Origin of the sequence: Streptomyces sp. NPDC005393 (genome assembly GCF_040606675.1) — a bacterium.
In the GTDB taxonomy this organism is placed as follows: Bacteria; Actinomycetota; Actinomycetes; order Streptomycetales; family Streptomycetaceae; genus Streptomyces.
Window position 1 is genome coordinate 110,697 of sequence record NZ_JBEXFG010000014.1, and the last position, 13,777, is coordinate 124,473.

The 13,777-nt window shown below is 71.0% G+C and carries 13 protein-coding genes, 1 pseudogene and 2 riboswitches; of the genes and pseudogenes, 11 read left to right on the forward strand and 3 right to left on the reverse strand.

Features of this window, described 5'->3' with window-relative positions; translation table 11 throughout:
- Nucleotides 1-119 precede the first annotated feature (119 nt).
- The 4 genes from ABZS71_RS15110 to ABZS71_RS15125 all read left to right on the forward strand — a co-directional run bounded on the left by ABZS71_RS15110 (nucleotide 120) and on the right by ABZS71_RS15125 (nucleotide 2,698).
- Nucleotides 120-1,235, forward strand: coding sequence for a cation diffusion facilitator family transporter (locus tag ABZS71_RS15110; protein ID WP_356210190.1), 1,116 nt, complete (start codon nucleotides 120-122; stop codon nucleotides 1,233-1,235).
- Between the two features lie 77 nt (nucleotides 1,236-1,312).
- Nucleotides 1,313-1,552 carry a hypothetical protein gene (locus tag ABZS71_RS15115; protein ID WP_356210192.1) on the forward strand — a complete coding sequence of 80 codons (240 nt, stop codon included), beginning with the start codon at nucleotides 1,313-1,315 and terminating at the stop codon, nucleotides 1,550-1,552.
- Between the two features lie 83 nt (nucleotides 1,553-1,635).
- Nucleotides 1,636-2,331 (forward strand): HAD family hydrolase, encoded by a 696-nt coding sequence (locus ABZS71_RS15120; protein WP_356210194.1) that lies wholly within the window; start codon nucleotides 1,636-1,638, stop codon nucleotides 2,329-2,331.
- Between the two features lie 70 nt (nucleotides 2,332-2,401).
- Nucleotides 2,402-2,698 carry a hypothetical protein gene (locus ABZS71_RS15125; RefSeq protein ID WP_356210197.1) on the forward strand — a complete coding sequence of 99 codons (297 nt, stop codon included), beginning with the start codon at nucleotides 2,402-2,404 and terminating at the stop codon, nucleotides 2,696-2,698.
- Between the two features lie 178 nt (nucleotides 2,699-2,876).
- Here the strand turns inward: ABZS71_RS15125 and ABZS71_RS15130 are convergent, their stop codons facing one another.
- Nucleotides 2,877-3,671 carry an SDR family oxidoreductase gene (locus ABZS71_RS15130; protein ID WP_356210200.1) on the reverse strand — a complete coding sequence of 265 codons (795 nt, stop codon included), beginning with the start codon at nucleotides 3,669-3,671 and terminating at the stop codon, nucleotides 2,877-2,879.
- 160 nt (nucleotides 3,672-3,831) lie between these two features.
- A complete protein-coding gene (locus ABZS71_RS15135; RefSeq protein WP_356210267.1) occupies nucleotides 3,832-5,172 on the reverse strand; it encodes a S1 family peptidase in 1,341 nt (446 codons plus the stop codon).
- 467 nt (nucleotides 5,173-5,639) lie between these two features.
- A riboswitch (cobalamin riboswitch) is annotated at nucleotides 5,640-5,829 on the forward strand.
- A 161-nt stretch (nucleotides 5,830-5,990) separates the two neighbouring features.
- Between ABZS71_RS15135 and metE the strand changes: the two genes are divergently transcribed.
- Complete coding sequence (gene metE, locus ABZS71_RS15140) at nucleotides 5,991-8,312, forward strand: 5-methyltetrahydropteroyltriglutamate--homocysteine S-methyltransferase (protein WP_356210203.1); 2,322 nt, start codon at nucleotides 5,991-5,993, stop codon at nucleotides 8,310-8,312.
- 85 nt (nucleotides 8,313-8,397) lie between these two features.
- Here the strand turns inward: metE and ABZS71_RS15145 are convergent, their stop codons facing one another.
- On the reverse strand, nucleotides 8,398-8,967 hold the full coding sequence (locus ABZS71_RS15145; RefSeq protein WP_356210207.1) for a histidine phosphatase family protein: 570 nt from the start codon (nucleotides 8,965-8,967) through the stop codon (nucleotides 8,398-8,400).
- A gap of 113 nt (nucleotides 8,968-9,080) precedes the next feature.
- Nucleotides 9,081-9,171, forward strand: a riboswitch (cobalamin riboswitch).
- 58 nt (nucleotides 9,172-9,229) lie between these two features.
- Here ABZS71_RS15145 and ABZS71_RS15150 point away from each other — a divergent pair.
- The 6 genes and pseudogenes from ABZS71_RS15150 (at nucleotide 9,230) to ABZS71_RS15175 (ending at nucleotide 13,615) form a co-directional block, all read left to right on the forward strand.
- Nucleotides 9,230-9,454 (forward strand): CbtB-domain containing protein, encoded by a 225-nt coding sequence (locus tag ABZS71_RS15150; protein WP_355858839.1) that lies wholly within the window; start codon nucleotides 9,230-9,232, stop codon nucleotides 9,452-9,454.
- A gap of 48 nt (nucleotides 9,455-9,502) precedes the next feature.
- On the forward strand, nucleotides 9,503-10,294 hold the full coding sequence (locus tag ABZS71_RS15155) for a CbtA family protein (protein WP_356210209.1): 792 nt from the start codon (nucleotides 9,503-9,505) through the stop codon (nucleotides 10,292-10,294).
- 639 nt (nucleotides 10,295-10,933) lie between these two features.
- On the forward strand, nucleotides 10,934-12,472 hold the full coding sequence (locus ABZS71_RS15160) for a Rieske 2Fe-2S domain-containing protein (protein WP_356210212.1): 1,539 nt from the start codon (nucleotides 10,934-10,936) through the stop codon (nucleotides 12,470-12,472).
- A 138-nt stretch (nucleotides 12,473-12,610) separates the two neighbouring features.
- A complete protein-coding gene (locus ABZS71_RS15165) occupies nucleotides 12,611-13,081 on the forward strand; it encodes a molybdopterin-dependent oxidoreductase (protein ID WP_356210215.1) in 471 nt (156 codons plus the stop codon).
- A gap of 82 nt (nucleotides 13,082-13,163) precedes the next feature.
- Nucleotides 13,164-13,412 (forward strand): annotated as a pseudogene (locus ABZS71_RS15170) (aldo/keto reductase); the annotation flags it as partial.
- Nucleotides 13,413-13,486: 74 nt separating this feature from the next.
- The gene (locus tag ABZS71_RS15175) at nucleotides 13,487-13,615 is read left to right on the forward strand and encodes a hypothetical protein (RefSeq protein WP_356210274.1); all 129 of its coding nucleotides are present in this window, start codon (nucleotides 13,487-13,489) and stop codon (nucleotides 13,613-13,615) included.
- Nucleotides 13,616-13,777: the final 162 nt, after the last annotated feature.

Sequence of the window (13,777 nt, forward strand, 5' to 3'; positions counted from 1 at the left end):
CCTCACCGGCGGACGTGTGACGATTAACGTCCCGGTAGCGGGACAGTCGGAGGGAGAAGGGCCCGTCCGGCCGCTCCCGGCGGGGAGGGCCGCGAGGACGAGGCATGGAGTTTCCCCCGATGAGCGAATCCGCAACGCGACCCCTCGATCAGCCGCACACCCCAGACCCTCGGGACACCCAGGACACCCAGGACACCCGGGACCCTGGGGACACGCCGTCGGACCGGCCGCGGGGCAAGGACGCCAAGACCGCGGTCACCGTCTTCGTCGCGCTCGGCGCCAATCTCGTGATCGCGCTGGCCAAGGCGGTCGGCGGGGCCTTCACCGGCTCCCCGGCGCTGCTCTCCGAGGCCGCTCACTCCGTCGCGGACAGCCTCAACGAGGTGTTTCTGCTCGCCTCCCTCAAACGCAGCAAGCGCTCCTCCGACGCCCGGCACCCCTTCGGCTACGGCAAGGAGCGCTACTTCTGGTCGCTGCTCGCCGCCGTCGGCATCTTCGTCATGGGCGGCTGTTTCTCCTTCTTCGAGGGCGCCCAGGCGCTGCGCTCGGGCAGCTCGGAGGAGCACAGTGGTTATGTCATCGGCCTCGCGGTCCTGGGCGTGGCGCTCATCGCCGAGGGCTCCTCGCTGGTCCGGGCGCTGATCCAGGTCCGCGGCCACGCCCGGGAGGCGGACCGCGGCATGTTGGCCGAGCTCCGCAGGGGCGACGACCCCGCACTGCGGACCGTACTGGCCGAGGACTCCACCGCCTGCCTCGGTGTGGTGTTCGCCCTCCTCGGCATGTGGCTTCACATGGTCACCGGCGATGTGGTCTATGAGTCGACGGCATCGTTCCTGATCGGTGCGCTGCTCGTCTATGTGGCCTACCGGCTGGCCAAGGAGTCGCGCGGCAGGCTCATCGGCGAGGCGATCGACCCGGCCCAGCGCCTGGAGCTCCGGCGGTTCCTCGAGGAGCAGCCGGAGATCGACACCGTGACCTCGCTGCTGACGATGCGTATGGGCAACGACTCGGCGCTGGTCGCGGCGCGGATCGATCTCGTCCCCGGTCTCGACAGCGAGGAGGTCGAGGAGGTCCTCGTACGCGTCAAGAAGACGATGGCGAGGACATGGCCGGAGGCCGACCAGACCTTTCTCGATGTCACCGACGCCTCGACCAGGGACCGCGAGAAGGCCCGCGCGGACCGCCGGGCGCTCGGTGAGACGGTGGCCGCCGAGGCGGCGGGCGGCAGCTCGTGAGATTGACGTACGTGAGTGCGGGTACTCGGCATCATACAGGCCGGGAACAGCCAACTTGTGTACGGAGGCAAATACTCATGGGCTTGGGTGGTTGTATCCTCATGATCGCGGTGGGAGGCATTCTCACCTTCGCGACGGACTGGAACGCCAATGGACTCAACGTGCACTTGGTCGGCCTGATCCTCATGGCAGTCGGCATCATCGGCACGTCGGCGTACGTCAGTGTCTACAAGCGTCGGCGGGTGATCGAGCCCACCGTGGCGCCCCCTGTGGTCGAGGATCCCGATCATCACCACCGGCACCATCACACCTACTGAGTGCCGGACAGCACCCCATCCGACGAGGTGGCCCCCGCCACGGCGGGGGCCACCTCGTCGTCCGGATCCCCCGGGAGGACACGATGAGCAGCGAATACAGCGGAGACAGGGATACCGGTGGCCGCCGGGCCGCGCTGTTCGATGTGGACGGCACGCTCATGGACACCAACTATCTGCACACCGTCACCTGGTGGGAGGCGTTCCGGCAGGCAGGGCACACGGTGTGCATGCGGGAGATCCATTACTCCATCGGCATGAGCTCCGACAAGCTCCTCGGCCGTCTGCTGGGCGAGAACCGGGACCGGTCCCAGGACGACCGGCTCAGCTCCGCGCACAAAACCCTGTACGCGCAGTACTTCACCCGGCTGCCCGCCCTCGAAGGCGCCGGGGATCTGCTGCGCGCGGTGGCCGACCGCGGCTGGTACGTGGTGCTGGCCAGCTCCGCGAGCAAGGGCGAACTGGCCGTCATGCGCGCCGCCATCGGCGCCGACGAGGCCATCGGCGCCGCGCTCAGCTCGGACGACGTCAAGGAGGGCAAGCCCGCCCCGGATCTGGTCATCCGGGCCCTGGAGCGCGCGGGCGGCCCGCCCGAGAGCGAGGTCTTCGTCGGTGACACCATCTGGGACGTCAAGGCATGCGAGAAGGCCGGGGTGCGCTGTATCGCGCTGCTGTCCGGCGGCATCGCCCGCGAAGAGCTGAAGGACGCCGGCGCCGAGGAGGTCTACCGCGATCCGGCGGACCTGCTCCGCCATCTCGACCGCACTCCGCTGGGACGCTGACTGGCGTCATGTTCGCCCGTCCGGCCCTCGGGCGGCGACAGTACGGCTGGCTCCGGGGAATGCAAGCGGCATGCACGACACCGCACTCATCGTCATCGACATGATCAACCCATACGAGCACAAGGACGCGGAGCTGCTGATCCCCTCCGTCCGCGAGGCGCTGCCCGCGATGCGCCATCCGGTGACCCGGGCCCGTGAGACGGGCGTCGAGGTCTCCGCCCTCGACGCCCATATCCGCCATCTGACGGCGGTCGTGCCGCCTGACGCGGTCGCGCATATCCGCCGTGACCTGGCCGACGCCGCGCTGCAGATGATGGAGCGGAACATGAACGTCGAGATCTGCGCGGCGAACGAGTTCCGGCCGTAGCGGCAGGGGAAGCCGGCCGCGGGGCTCTTTGCAGGTTCTACCGGATGGCCACGAGCGTCTGCGAGCTCGGCCGCCATCTGGTCATGGGCAGCCTGCTGGAACGCGGCATCGCGGTGTGCGCGCTGCCTGCGCCACCGCCCCCGGCGCCCTGAGCCGGCGAGCAGGGGATGGCCCGGCGTCAGGGCACGATCGCGTCCACGTATCCGCCGTCCACCCTGAGCGCGCCTCCGGTGGTCGCCGATGCCTGTGGTGAACTGAGGTAGACGACCATGTGGGCGATCTCCTCGGGCTCGATGAGCCGTTGCAGCAGGGACTGCGGACGGTGCCGTCGCATGAACTCGCGCTGGGCCTCCTCCCACGGCAGGTCGGTGCCGACGAGATCGCGCACGAAGTCCTCCACTCCCCCGGTGTGGGTCGGGCCCGCGATCACGGAATTGACCGTGACGCCGGTCCCTGCGGCCTCCTTGGCGAAGCCGCGGGAGACGGCGAGCAGCGCGGTCTTGGACGTGCCGTAGTGGATCATCTCGGCCGGGATGACGATCGCGGAGTCGCTGGCGATGTTCTGGATCCGCCCCCAGCCGCGTTCCCTCATGCCGGGCAGATAGTGGCGGATCAGCCGTACGGCGCTGAGGACATTGGTGTCGAAGTAGGCACGCCACTGGGCGTCGGTGATCTCCAGGGGCGGCTGTGCGCCGAAGATGCCGAGGTTGTTGACGAGGATGTCGGTGGCGGGGACCGCGTCGTACAGCGCGGCCGCCCCCTCCTCCGCCGCCAGGTCGCCGACCACCGTGGTGATCTCCGCCGCGGGCACCCGCTCGCGCAGCCGGTCCGCCGCCGTGGCCAGGCGGTCCGCGTGACGGCCGGTCAGGATCACGGCGGCGCCGGACGCGGCCAGGCCGGTGGCGATGGCGTGGCCGATGCCCTGAGAGGATCCGGTGACGACAGCGGTCCTGCCGGTGAGGTCGATGTGCACTGCTCCGTCCTTCCACTCGCCTGTCGCTTGGCGGTACGCACGCCCGACCGTACGCAACCGCCCCGGTCTCGCACCGGATCGGCGGCCACGGCGCGCCGGACGGCGAGGGCGAGGGCGAGGCGGGGCTCAAGGATCGGCGCGCAATCCGGCCTGGGCCGGCTCACCCCCACCCGGTGGAGTAGTCGCGGTACCGGCGGCGCCGGCTGGGACGGATGGCGAAGGTCGAGAGAATCCCGATGAACCCCGCGGCGATGACCAGCAGCCCGGGGCCGAACCGCCGGCCGTACGCCACGATGTCGTCGACCGTCGGCAGACCGCCCACGGCTTCCGAACTCCCGGGCGCCGCCGCGCCGTTGACCGGTGCGCCCGGTGCGCCGGCCGGGCTGGTGCCCTGGGCCATGGTGCCCGGGATGCTCACCCCGAGGGCCGTCAGCGCCTTGGTCACCGGCTGGAAGAAGGTCACACCGCCCCTGGTGCAGTCGCCGCTGCCGCCGGAGGTGATGCCGAGCGCCACGCCCTGGGAGAAGAGCGGGCCTCCGCTGTCGCCCGGCTCGGCGCACACAGTGGTCTGGATCAGACCGCCGACACTGCCCTCGGGGTAGTTGACCGTCGCGTTCAGTCCGGTGACCTTGCCGGAGTGCAGCCCGGAGGTGCTGCCGCTGCGGAAGACCTCCTGGCCCACGACGGGGTCGCCGACCCCGGTGACCCGCACCGCCTGACCGTTGCCGACGTCCAGGACGCTGCTCTGGTCGAGCGAGCGGTTGTCGTACCGCACCAGCGAGAAGTCATTGCCGGGGAAGCTGCTTTGGACCGTGGTCCCGATGTTCGTGGATCCCGAGGTGTCGGTGAACCAGGGGGTGCCGGTGGGCCCGCAGTGACCCGCCGTCAGGATGAAGCCGGTCTGGCCGTTGGTGACATTGAAACCGGCGGAGCAGCGGCTGCCGTTGGTGAAGATCGGGGCGGCGCCGGCGGTCCTGGTGGTGAAGGAGCCCGTCGTCCGCTCCATGCTCACCTCGCTGCCCACCCGCGCGCCGAGGTCCTTCATCCGTGACCAGCGGGCGGCGGGGACGGTGCTGTCGCCGAGCACCACCACCTTGTTGGACGCGGGGTCCACCATCCACGCGGTGCCCGCCACCCGGGGCGCCGAGCGCAGCGTCTCGGTGGCGGAGTCCAGCTCATTCATGCTGTACCGCACCCGCTTGGCCTTCGCCCCCGCCCGGCTGACCTCGGCCGCCGCGTCCGCGTCGGTCACCGCGACCACCGGGCGCCCGTCGGAGCCGATCCAGTTGCCCGCCGTACGGGAGGTGCCGAGCCGGGACACCAGACGCCCGCCCAGATCGTCGCTCCGCGCCCCCAGGACGTGCGTGCCGTCTCCGGTCGCCCCGTGAGCCGATCCCGATGCACCCGGTGCGGACTGCGCGACCATCACGCCGCCGCAGACCAACGCCCCGACGGCCGCGAACCGTACGAGTCGGCGTCCACCTCGCCGCATGTGCTTCACCACCCTGCCTCCTTACGTCGATCCAGCCCCGGGGCCTCGGACGGTGAAGACCCTCTCCCTCATACGGGCGGAACCGGCGTCGCGCTCACCGCGGGCGGCGGGCGTCTACGGAATGCGCGGGACGCGCTGGTGGAAGCAGATCCGGTCGAGGCCCGGACCGTCGTAGTCGCTGTGCACGGGCAGACTGTCGATCTCGCGGTCGCCCGGCTCAAGGGCGCGGACCCGGCGTCGCGCGGGCAGTGCGTGGCACGCGGAGCGTCGCCATCGCGGCGGCGGCGCAGACGATCGCGAGGGCGGGGCGGGGCTTGGCCGTGGGTAACGCCATCACGTCACAGAAGTCCATCCGATGGGGGCGCGCCATCGGAGAGATCGTTTCGTTACGACGAACGCGATGAGCGCGACGGACCGCCCGGCCACCGAACCGGTTTCCCGGGACCGGGGTGAGCGCCTAGTCTGGGCCGTGCAGCTGGTTCGCCCTGTCCGCCAGGCAGGCGCGTCGTAAGAGGGAACCCGGTGGGAATCCGGGACTGCCCCGCAGCGGTGAGCGGGAACGACCGCCGTCATACGCACTGGGCCCGGCAGCCGGGTCTGGGAAGCGACGGCCAGTAGATGCCTCGTGGGGACACGAGGCGCGCCCGCGAGTCCGAAGACCTGCCACTGCCCGTGCGCGTCGGACGCGCGCGGTCTCTCGGTGACCTCGAGGGCGGGTCGGCGGCGCGGGCGGGCACCATGCGGTGTTTCCGGGGTCCGCGCCATCCCTTCGCGCCCTGTGCCCGGTCCCCGGGAGCTCATGACGAGTGCTCGCGAAGGAGAGTTCCGTGACAACGCACGCGACGGCGGCGGCCAGGGCCACCGTGTACGGCTACCCCCGCCAGGGGCCGGACCGGAAGCTGAAGAAGGCCGTCGAGGGGTACTGGAAGGGCCGGGTCACCGCCGAGGCCCTCCGGGAGACAGCGGCGGGCCTGCGCCGTACCACCTGGCGGCAGCTGGCCGACGCCGGTCTGCACGAGGTGCCCACCGGCGACTTCTCGATGTACGACCATGTGCTGGACACCAGCGTCATGGTCGGCGCCGTCCCCGACCGCCACCGCGCCGCCGTCGAGGCCGATCCGCTGGACGGCTACTTCGCGATGGCGCGCGGCACCCGGGAGGTGGCGCCGCTGGAGATGACCAAGTGGTTCGACACCAACTACCACTATCTGGTGCCCGAGCTCGGCCCCGACACCGTCTTCCGCGCCGACTCCGCAAAGCAGGTGGCCGAGTTGAGGGAGGCGGTCGCGCTCGGCCACACCCCCCGCCCGGTGCTGGTCGGCCCGGTCACCTATCTGCTGCTCGCCAAGCCCGCACCCGGAGTGGACGGCTCGTTCGTACCGCTCACCCTCCTGGACCGGCTGATTCCGGTGTACGCGGAGGTGCTGGCCGATCTGCGGGCGGCCGGCGCCGAGTGGGTCCAGCTGGATGAGCCGGCGCTGGTCCAGGACCGCACGGCGGCCGAGCTGAACGCCGCCGCCCGCGCCTGCCGTGAGCTGGGCGCCCTCACCGACCGGCCCAAGCTGCTGGTCGCCTCGTACTTCGACCGGCTCGGCGAGGCCCTGCCGGTGCTGGCCAAGGCGCCGGTCGAGGGGCTGGCGCTCGACTTCACCGGGCCTGCTTCGGCCAACCTCGACGATCTCGCCGCGGCCGGCGGGCTGCCGGGGAAGCGCCTGGTCGCGGGCGTCGTGGACGGCCGCAATGTGTGGATCAACGACCTGTCGGCGTCGCTGTCCACCCTCGGCACCCTGCTCGGTCTCGCGGGCCGGGTGGATGTGGCCGCGTCCTGCTCCCTGCTGCATGTCCCGCTGGACGCGACGGTCGAGCGCGAGGTGGATCCGCAGATCGCCCGCTGGCTGGCGTTCGCCCGGCAGAAGACGGCCGAGATCGTCACCCTCGCCCGCGGGCTGAGCGACGGTACGGACACCATCGCCGCGCAACTCGCCGCCAACCGCGCCGATCTGGCCTCCCGGGCCGGCTCCGCGCTGACCCGCGACCCGGCCGTACGCGCCCGCGCCCAGGCCGTCACCGGGGCCGACGCCCGCCGCTCACGGCCGTACGCCGAGCGGGTCGCCGCCCAGCGCGACCGGCTGCGGCTGCCGCAGCTGCCGACGACCACCATCGGCTCCTTCCCGCAGACGGCCGAACTGCGCACCGCCCGCGCCGATCTGCGGGCCGGGCGGATCGGCACCGCCGGTTACGAGGAGCGGATCGAAGCCGAGATCCGCGAGGTGGTCTCCTTCCAGGAGAAGGCCGGACTCGATGTCCTGGTGCACGGCGAGCCCGAACGCAACGACATGGTCCAGTACTTCGCCGAGCGGCTCACCGGATATCTCGCCACCCGGCACGGCTGGGTCCAGTCCTACGGCACCCGCTACGTCCGCCCGCCGATCCTGGCCGGCGACATCTCCCGCCCGGAGCCGATGACGGTGCGCTGGACGGCCTACGCCCAGTCCCTCACCGACCGTCCGGTCAAGGGCATGCTCACCGGCCCGGTCACCATGCTCGCCTGGTCCTTCGTCCGCGACGACCAGCCGCTCGCCGAGACCGCCCGCCAGGTCGCGCTGGCGCTGCGCGACGAGGTGGCCGACCTGGAGGCGGCCGGGACCTCGGTCATCCAGGTCGACGAGCCCGCCCTGCGCGAAACCCTGCCGCTGCGCGCCGCCGGCCGCCCCGGGTATCTGGCCTGGGCCACCGAGGCGTTCCGGCTCACCACGGCGGGGGTGCGCCCGGACACCCAGATCCACACCCATATGTGCTACGCCGAGTTCGGCGACATCCTCCAGGCCATCGACGACCTCGACGCCGATGTCATCAGCCTGGAGGCGGCGCGGTCGCATATGCAGGTGGCCGGGGAGCTGGCCGAGGCCGGCTATCCGCGCGAGGTCGGCCCCGGTGTCTACGACATCCACTCCCCCCGGGTACCGAGCGCCGAGGAGGCGGCCGCCCTGCTGCGCAGGGGGCTCGAGGCCATCCCGCCCGAGCGGCTCTGGGTCAACCCGGACTGCGGGCTGAAGACCCGCGGCTGGCCCGAGGTCCGTACGTCGCTCAAGCACATGGTGGCCGCCGCGAGGGAGGTACGGGCCGTGCTGGACGGCACCGCGTCCTGACTCATGAGTCCTGAGTCCTGAGTCCTGAGGGCGGGGCGCCTGGGGGCCGTCGCGGGCGCGTGTGCTCGCGGCGGCCCCCGGCCCCTTACCGCGACGCGGCCAGCGGCCGACCGCAGCGCAGATTCCACCGTCCCGAGCGGCCGCTGAGCTCGGTCGCGGTCAGCGGGGCGACATCGAGGCGCCAGAAGGTCCGCGCGGGGATGGCGAGGGCGTGGACGAGGGCGGCGCGGACCACGGCGGGCTCGGCGACGGCGAGCACCCGCCGCTCGCGCCCGGACCACGCCTCCAGCCACGCCCCGACCCGTTCCACCAGCTCCAGCAGCGACTCGCCGCCGTGCGGCGCCGCCGCCGGATCGGCCAGCCAGTCCGCCACCTCCTGCGGCGCCTGACGCCCGACGTCGTCCAGCGAACGGCCCCGCCAGCGGCCCACGTCGAGGTCGCGCAGCTCCGGCGCCACGGCGGCGTCGAGCCCCAGGGCCGACGCGGTGCCACGGCAGCGCTCCGAGGGTGCGGTGAAGATCACATCGTGGCGGGGGAGCGCGCCCGCGGCGGCTCCGGCGCGGCGGGCGGCGGTCGCGTCCGGCGGGGCGTCATCGAACCGGACCTGCCGCAGCGCCGCGTTGACCACGGGCGTCACGAGCGTGATACGCGCCACCTTGTCTCCTTCGACCGCACCATTCGCCCACGTAGGGGCGCACTTCCATCCACCGCGCGGTAGCGGTGACCAACCGTCGCGCGCTACCGTCTCATGGACAACGACGGCGTGACGGAAGTCCGGTGAGAAACCGGCACGGTCGCGCCACTGTGTGTCCGGCGGAGGACCCGGTTTGTTCGGGGCCGCCCGTCGGGCGAGTCAGACCCAGCGCCGTCGTACGAGTACCAATGACCGGGACGCGTGTTCCCCAGGAGGTTCCACCATGGCCCAGTCCGCCGTTCCCGCACCCAGCGCCCAGCCGGTGCCGGAGATCACCCCCGTCTCGCTGAAGGCCATCGCCCCGTGGGCGCTCTTCTTCGGCGTCCTCATGCTGATCCTCCTGTACTTCGTCGGCGCCGAGCAGGGCGCCACCGCGCTCGTCTCCGGCGAGAATGTGCACGAGTGGGTGCACGACGGCCGCCATCTGCTCGGCTTCCCCTGCCACTGACACCGATCCCAGCTCCTCAACCTCAGTCCCAGGGGAATCGAAAGGTTCATGAACTCCATATCTGTCCGGGCGCTGCTCGTCCGGGGCATGCTCGCGGGGCTCGCCGCCGGGCTGCTGGCGCTTGTCGTGGCGTATCTGCTCGGCGAACCGCGGGTGGACTCGGCCGTCTCGTACGAGGACGGCCACAGCCATGAGCACGGTGTCGAGCTCGTCAGCCGCACCATGCAGTCGACCGCCGGTCTGGCCACCGGCGTGCTGATCTACGGCGTCGCCCTCGGCGGCATCGCGGCCCTCGCGGTCTGTGTGGCGCTCGGCCGCATCGGCCGGTTCGGGCCGCGCGCCACCGCCGCGCTGGTCTCGCTGGGCGCGCTGGTGGCGGTGTATCTGGTGCCGTTCTTCAAGTACCCGGCCAATCCGCCGTCGGTGGGCGACCCGGAGACCATCGGCAAGCGCACCACGCTGTACTTCCTGATGGTGGCGCTCAGTGTGCTGCTGGCGGTGGGCGCCGTCATCCTCGGCAAGCGGCTCGCACCGCGCCTGGGCAACTGGAACGCCACCGTGGCCGCGTCGGCCGCCTTCATCGCGGCGGTCGGCCTCGCGTATGCCTTCCTGCCCTCCGTCAACGAGGTGCCCAAGGACTTCCCGGCGACCCTGCTGTGGCAGTTCCGGCTGGCGGCCCTGACCATCCAGGCCACCCTGTGGGGCTCCTTCGGCCTGCTCTTCGGGCACCTCGCCGAGCGGCTGCTGTCGCCGCGCCCCATCGCGGTGGACACGGCGGCGAACGCGAGCGGTACGGGCAGCACCACCGGCACGGCGGCCGGCGCGCCCGCCGCCCGCTGACGCTCCCCCGGCTCCCCAGCCGCCGCCATCCGGTCCCCGGGGGAAAACCCGTGCCCCCGGCACGTCCTGCCCTGTTCACCACGCTTTCTGTGCGGCGCCCTGCTGTTGACCCGGTGCGGCGGTGGCCCGTCCGACGGGCCGCCGTCCGGGTCGTCGAAGGGCGCCGCCAATGGATTTCCACGCGCCCTGAACAACTGCGGTGACAAGGTGCGCCTCACCGCCCCGCCCCGGCGGGCGGTCTCGCTCAACCAGGGGTTACGAAGCCGGCCGGCTGCCGGCGCGCAACGCCGCGGCGATCCTGGTCGACCACCGCCAGTACCGCTCGTTCCATCGCGACCCCGTGGTGGCGCGTGGTCTGCTGCGCCACGGTCCGGGCTACGGCAGGACCACGGACGGCGCCGTGCGGAGGCCAGCCATCTGCCGGTGGACGATGACGACGCCTGGCAGCGGTTCTACGGGCGGATCGCGGGGCAGGACCCGGACTCGCCACGGACGGGCACCGTCCACACGCTGATCACGGGTGTGTGACCCGCCTGGCGGACCCCCGCCACCCGCCGAGCCCACCTGGGGTGCACACCGCAACAAACCCCTACACGGTTGAGACAGCCGTCATGACCGACTTGGTTGGGGTGCTGTGGTATGCGTGTGATCGGACTTGGGCATGCTGGGCTGTTCATCGAGACCGCTGCGGGATCGGTGCTGTGCGATCCCTGGGTGAACCCCGCCTTCTTCGGCTCCTGGTTTCCGTTCCCGGACAACACCGATCTCGACTGGGCGCACTATGGGCGCACCGCGGACTATCTGTATGTCTCCCATCTGCATCGGGACCACTTCGACGCGGAGAATCTGCGGCGGAACGTCCGCAAGGGCGTCACCGTGCTGCTTCCGGCGTTCGCCACCGATGAGCTGGAGCGGGAGCTGCGTGCGCTCGGGTTCACCCGCTTTCTGCACACCCAGTCCGGGACACCGGTCGAGCGCGACGGTCTGCGCATCATGATCACGGCGCTGACCGGCCCCGGCGACGGCCCCATCGGCGACTCCGCGCTGTCGCTGGACGACGGCGAGACCGTCCTGCTCAACCAGAACGACGCGCATCCGCTGGACATCGCGGCGATCCGGGAGTTCGGCGAGGCCGACGCCTACTTTGTGCAGTTCTCCGGGGCGATCTGGTACCCGATGGTCTACCAGTTGCCGCACTCCGCGAAGCAGGAGTTCGCCGCCCGGAAACGGCAGGGACAGTTCGACCGGGCGCTGCGCTATATCGACGCGGTGCAAGCGAAACATGTGTTCCCCAACGCGGGTCCGCCGTGCTTCCTCGACGAGGAGCTCTTCGAGCACAACGGCACCGGCCGGGACGGGGAGTCCATCTTCGTCGACCAGCTTGAGTTTCTGCGGCAGCTCGCCGAGGCGCGGCCGGAGGTCACGGCGCATCTGCTGCTGCCGGGGACGGTGGCGGAGCCGGAGGACACCGCGTGCAAACTCACCCACCGCTACACCTCGAAGGAGATCGACCACATCTTCGGCGACAAACGGGCGTATCTACAGGAATTCGCCCGTCGACAGCAGCCCGCGCTCGCCGCCGAACGCGCCTCGCGCGCCCCCGCGCTGCCGCGTGAGCGGCTGCTGGCCGAGCTGAAACAGTGGTGGGAGCCGCTGTTGGCGCGCGCGGACCGGATCTGCACGGGCGTCGGCGGCCCGGCGCGGCTGGATGTGGGCGAAGTGCCGATCGTGATCGACTTCCCGGCGCGGGAGGTCCGGGTGTGGGACGGTGAGCGCTGCCGCTACACCCTGTCCACCACGGGCGATCTGGTGGCCACCAATATCGCGCGGCGCGAGGTGGACTGGTCCAACAGTCTGCTGCTGTCGATGCGGTTCACCGCCGGCCGGATCGGGCCGTACAACGAGTTCCTGTATGTGTTCTTCAAGTGTCTGTCCATGGAGCGCATCGAGTACGTGGAGAACTACTACGACTCCTGCCAGGACGACGGCCAGGACATCGAGTTCGACGGCTGGCGGATCCAGCGCCGCTGCCCCCATCTGCGCGCCGACCTCGGCCGGTTCGGCCGGATCGACGGCGATGTGCTCACCTGCACCCTGCATGGCTGGCGCTATGACCTGCCCACCGGCCGCTGTCTGACCGCGGACGGCCATGACATCCGCGCCACGCCCCTCACCTAGCCGCAGGTACGGATTCCACATATGCAAGCCCTAAATCGATAAGTGGCTTGCATATGCCGGATCTCCCTGAGACACCCATGGCAGATGCGTTTGTCCGGGCGGGGCTCATGGGTACCGTCATCCGGGAGGTGGAAGCCTGTGAGCCAGTCCCTTGCGACCGCCGGACCGGTGGCCGCGGTCGCCCTGAGCGGTGATCTCGCCCGCCCGGCCAGTCTGACGGTGCCCGATCTGCTCGCCTGGCCCCAGCACCGGGCCCGGGTCAGCTTCGAATGCGCGACCAGCGGCGTCCAGCACCACCGCTTCGAGGGCCCGCTGCTGCACGACGTCCTCCACGACGCCGGGCCCGGCTTCGACCGCGCCCGCCGCAAGGACCGGCTGCGCTTTCTCATCGCCGTCACCGGCGCCGACGGGCATCACGCGCTGCTGTCCTGGGGCGAGATCGACCCCGACTTCGGCCGCGCCCCCGTACTGCTGGCGACCCGGATCGACGACAGCCCGCTCGACCGCCACGGTCCCCAGCTCGTGCTCCCCCAGGACCGTTGCGGCGCCCGGCACATCAGCGGCATCACCACCATCCGCGTCGACGGCGGCTACCCGGTCCGCGCCTAGGGGGGTGAGGGGCCCCGCGTCTCCGGACCGTTTGCCTTGGAGCGCTCTCCAGCTCCTGGCGTCTGCCGCATACGACACCGACGTGAGGGACCACCGTGCGCTACACACTGTTCGGCAGGACCGGTCTGCGGGTGAGCGAGCCGAGCCTTGGCACCATGACCTTCGGCGAGGACTGGGGCTGGGGGCCGCCAAGGAGGCGGGCCGGCGGATCGTCGACGCCTACGCGGACGCGGGCGGCAACTTCATCGACACCGCCGGCATCTACACCGACGGCAGCTCCGAGACCATCCTCGGTGAGCTGCTCGCCGACCGCCGGGAGAGCTTCGTCCTGGCCGGCAAGTACACCTGCGCGACCCGCAAGGACGATGTGCGGACGCCGTCGCACGGCTCGACGCGACCGGCGCGGTGCCGCTCGGCTTCCCGCATGACTTCCTCCGGGAGCCGGGCATCACCGAGAACATCTACGGCGACCGCTGGGCCGATATCGACGACCGCCGCTCCACCCACCGCCGCACCCCCAGCGAGATCCGCTAGGCGGTCCTCGGTTCCACTTTCCGCATGAGCGGCTGAGGCAGACCCAAAAGGGCGTCGCCGCTTAAGCCTTCATTAACCCTTAAGGCCCTTTTAAGGTACGGCCCGAATGGAGCCTGCCGTTCAATTCTCAATCAAATTTTCCGGCATAAATTTCCGAACGGA

Coding starts and splice junctions, on each gene's coding strand:
- ABZS71_RS15110 (WP_356210190.1), top strand. CDS start 120: ATGAGCGAATCCGCAACGCGACCCCTCGATCAGCCGCACACCCCAGAC.
- ABZS71_RS15115 (WP_356210192.1), top strand. CDS start 1,313: ATGGGCTTGGGTGGTTGTATCCTCATGATCGCGGTGGGAGGCATTCTC.
- ABZS71_RS15120 (WP_356210194.1), top strand. CDS start 1,636: ATGAGCAGCGAATACAGCGGAGACAGGGATACCGGTGGCCGCCGGGCC.
- ABZS71_RS15125 (WP_356210197.1), top strand. CDS start 2,402: ATGCACGACACCGCACTCATCGTCATCGACATGATCAACCCATACGAG.
- ABZS71_RS15150 (WP_355858839.1), top strand. CDS start 9,230: ATGGCCCAGTCCGCCGTTCCCGCACCCAGCGCCCAGCCGGTGCCGGAG.
- ABZS71_RS15155 (WP_356210209.1), top strand. CDS start 9,503: ATGAACTCCATATCTGTCCGGGCGCTGCTCGTCCGGGGCATGCTCGCG.
- ABZS71_RS15160 (WP_356210212.1), top strand. CDS start 10,934: ATGCGTGTGATCGGACTTGGGCATGCTGGGCTGTTCATCGAGACCGCT.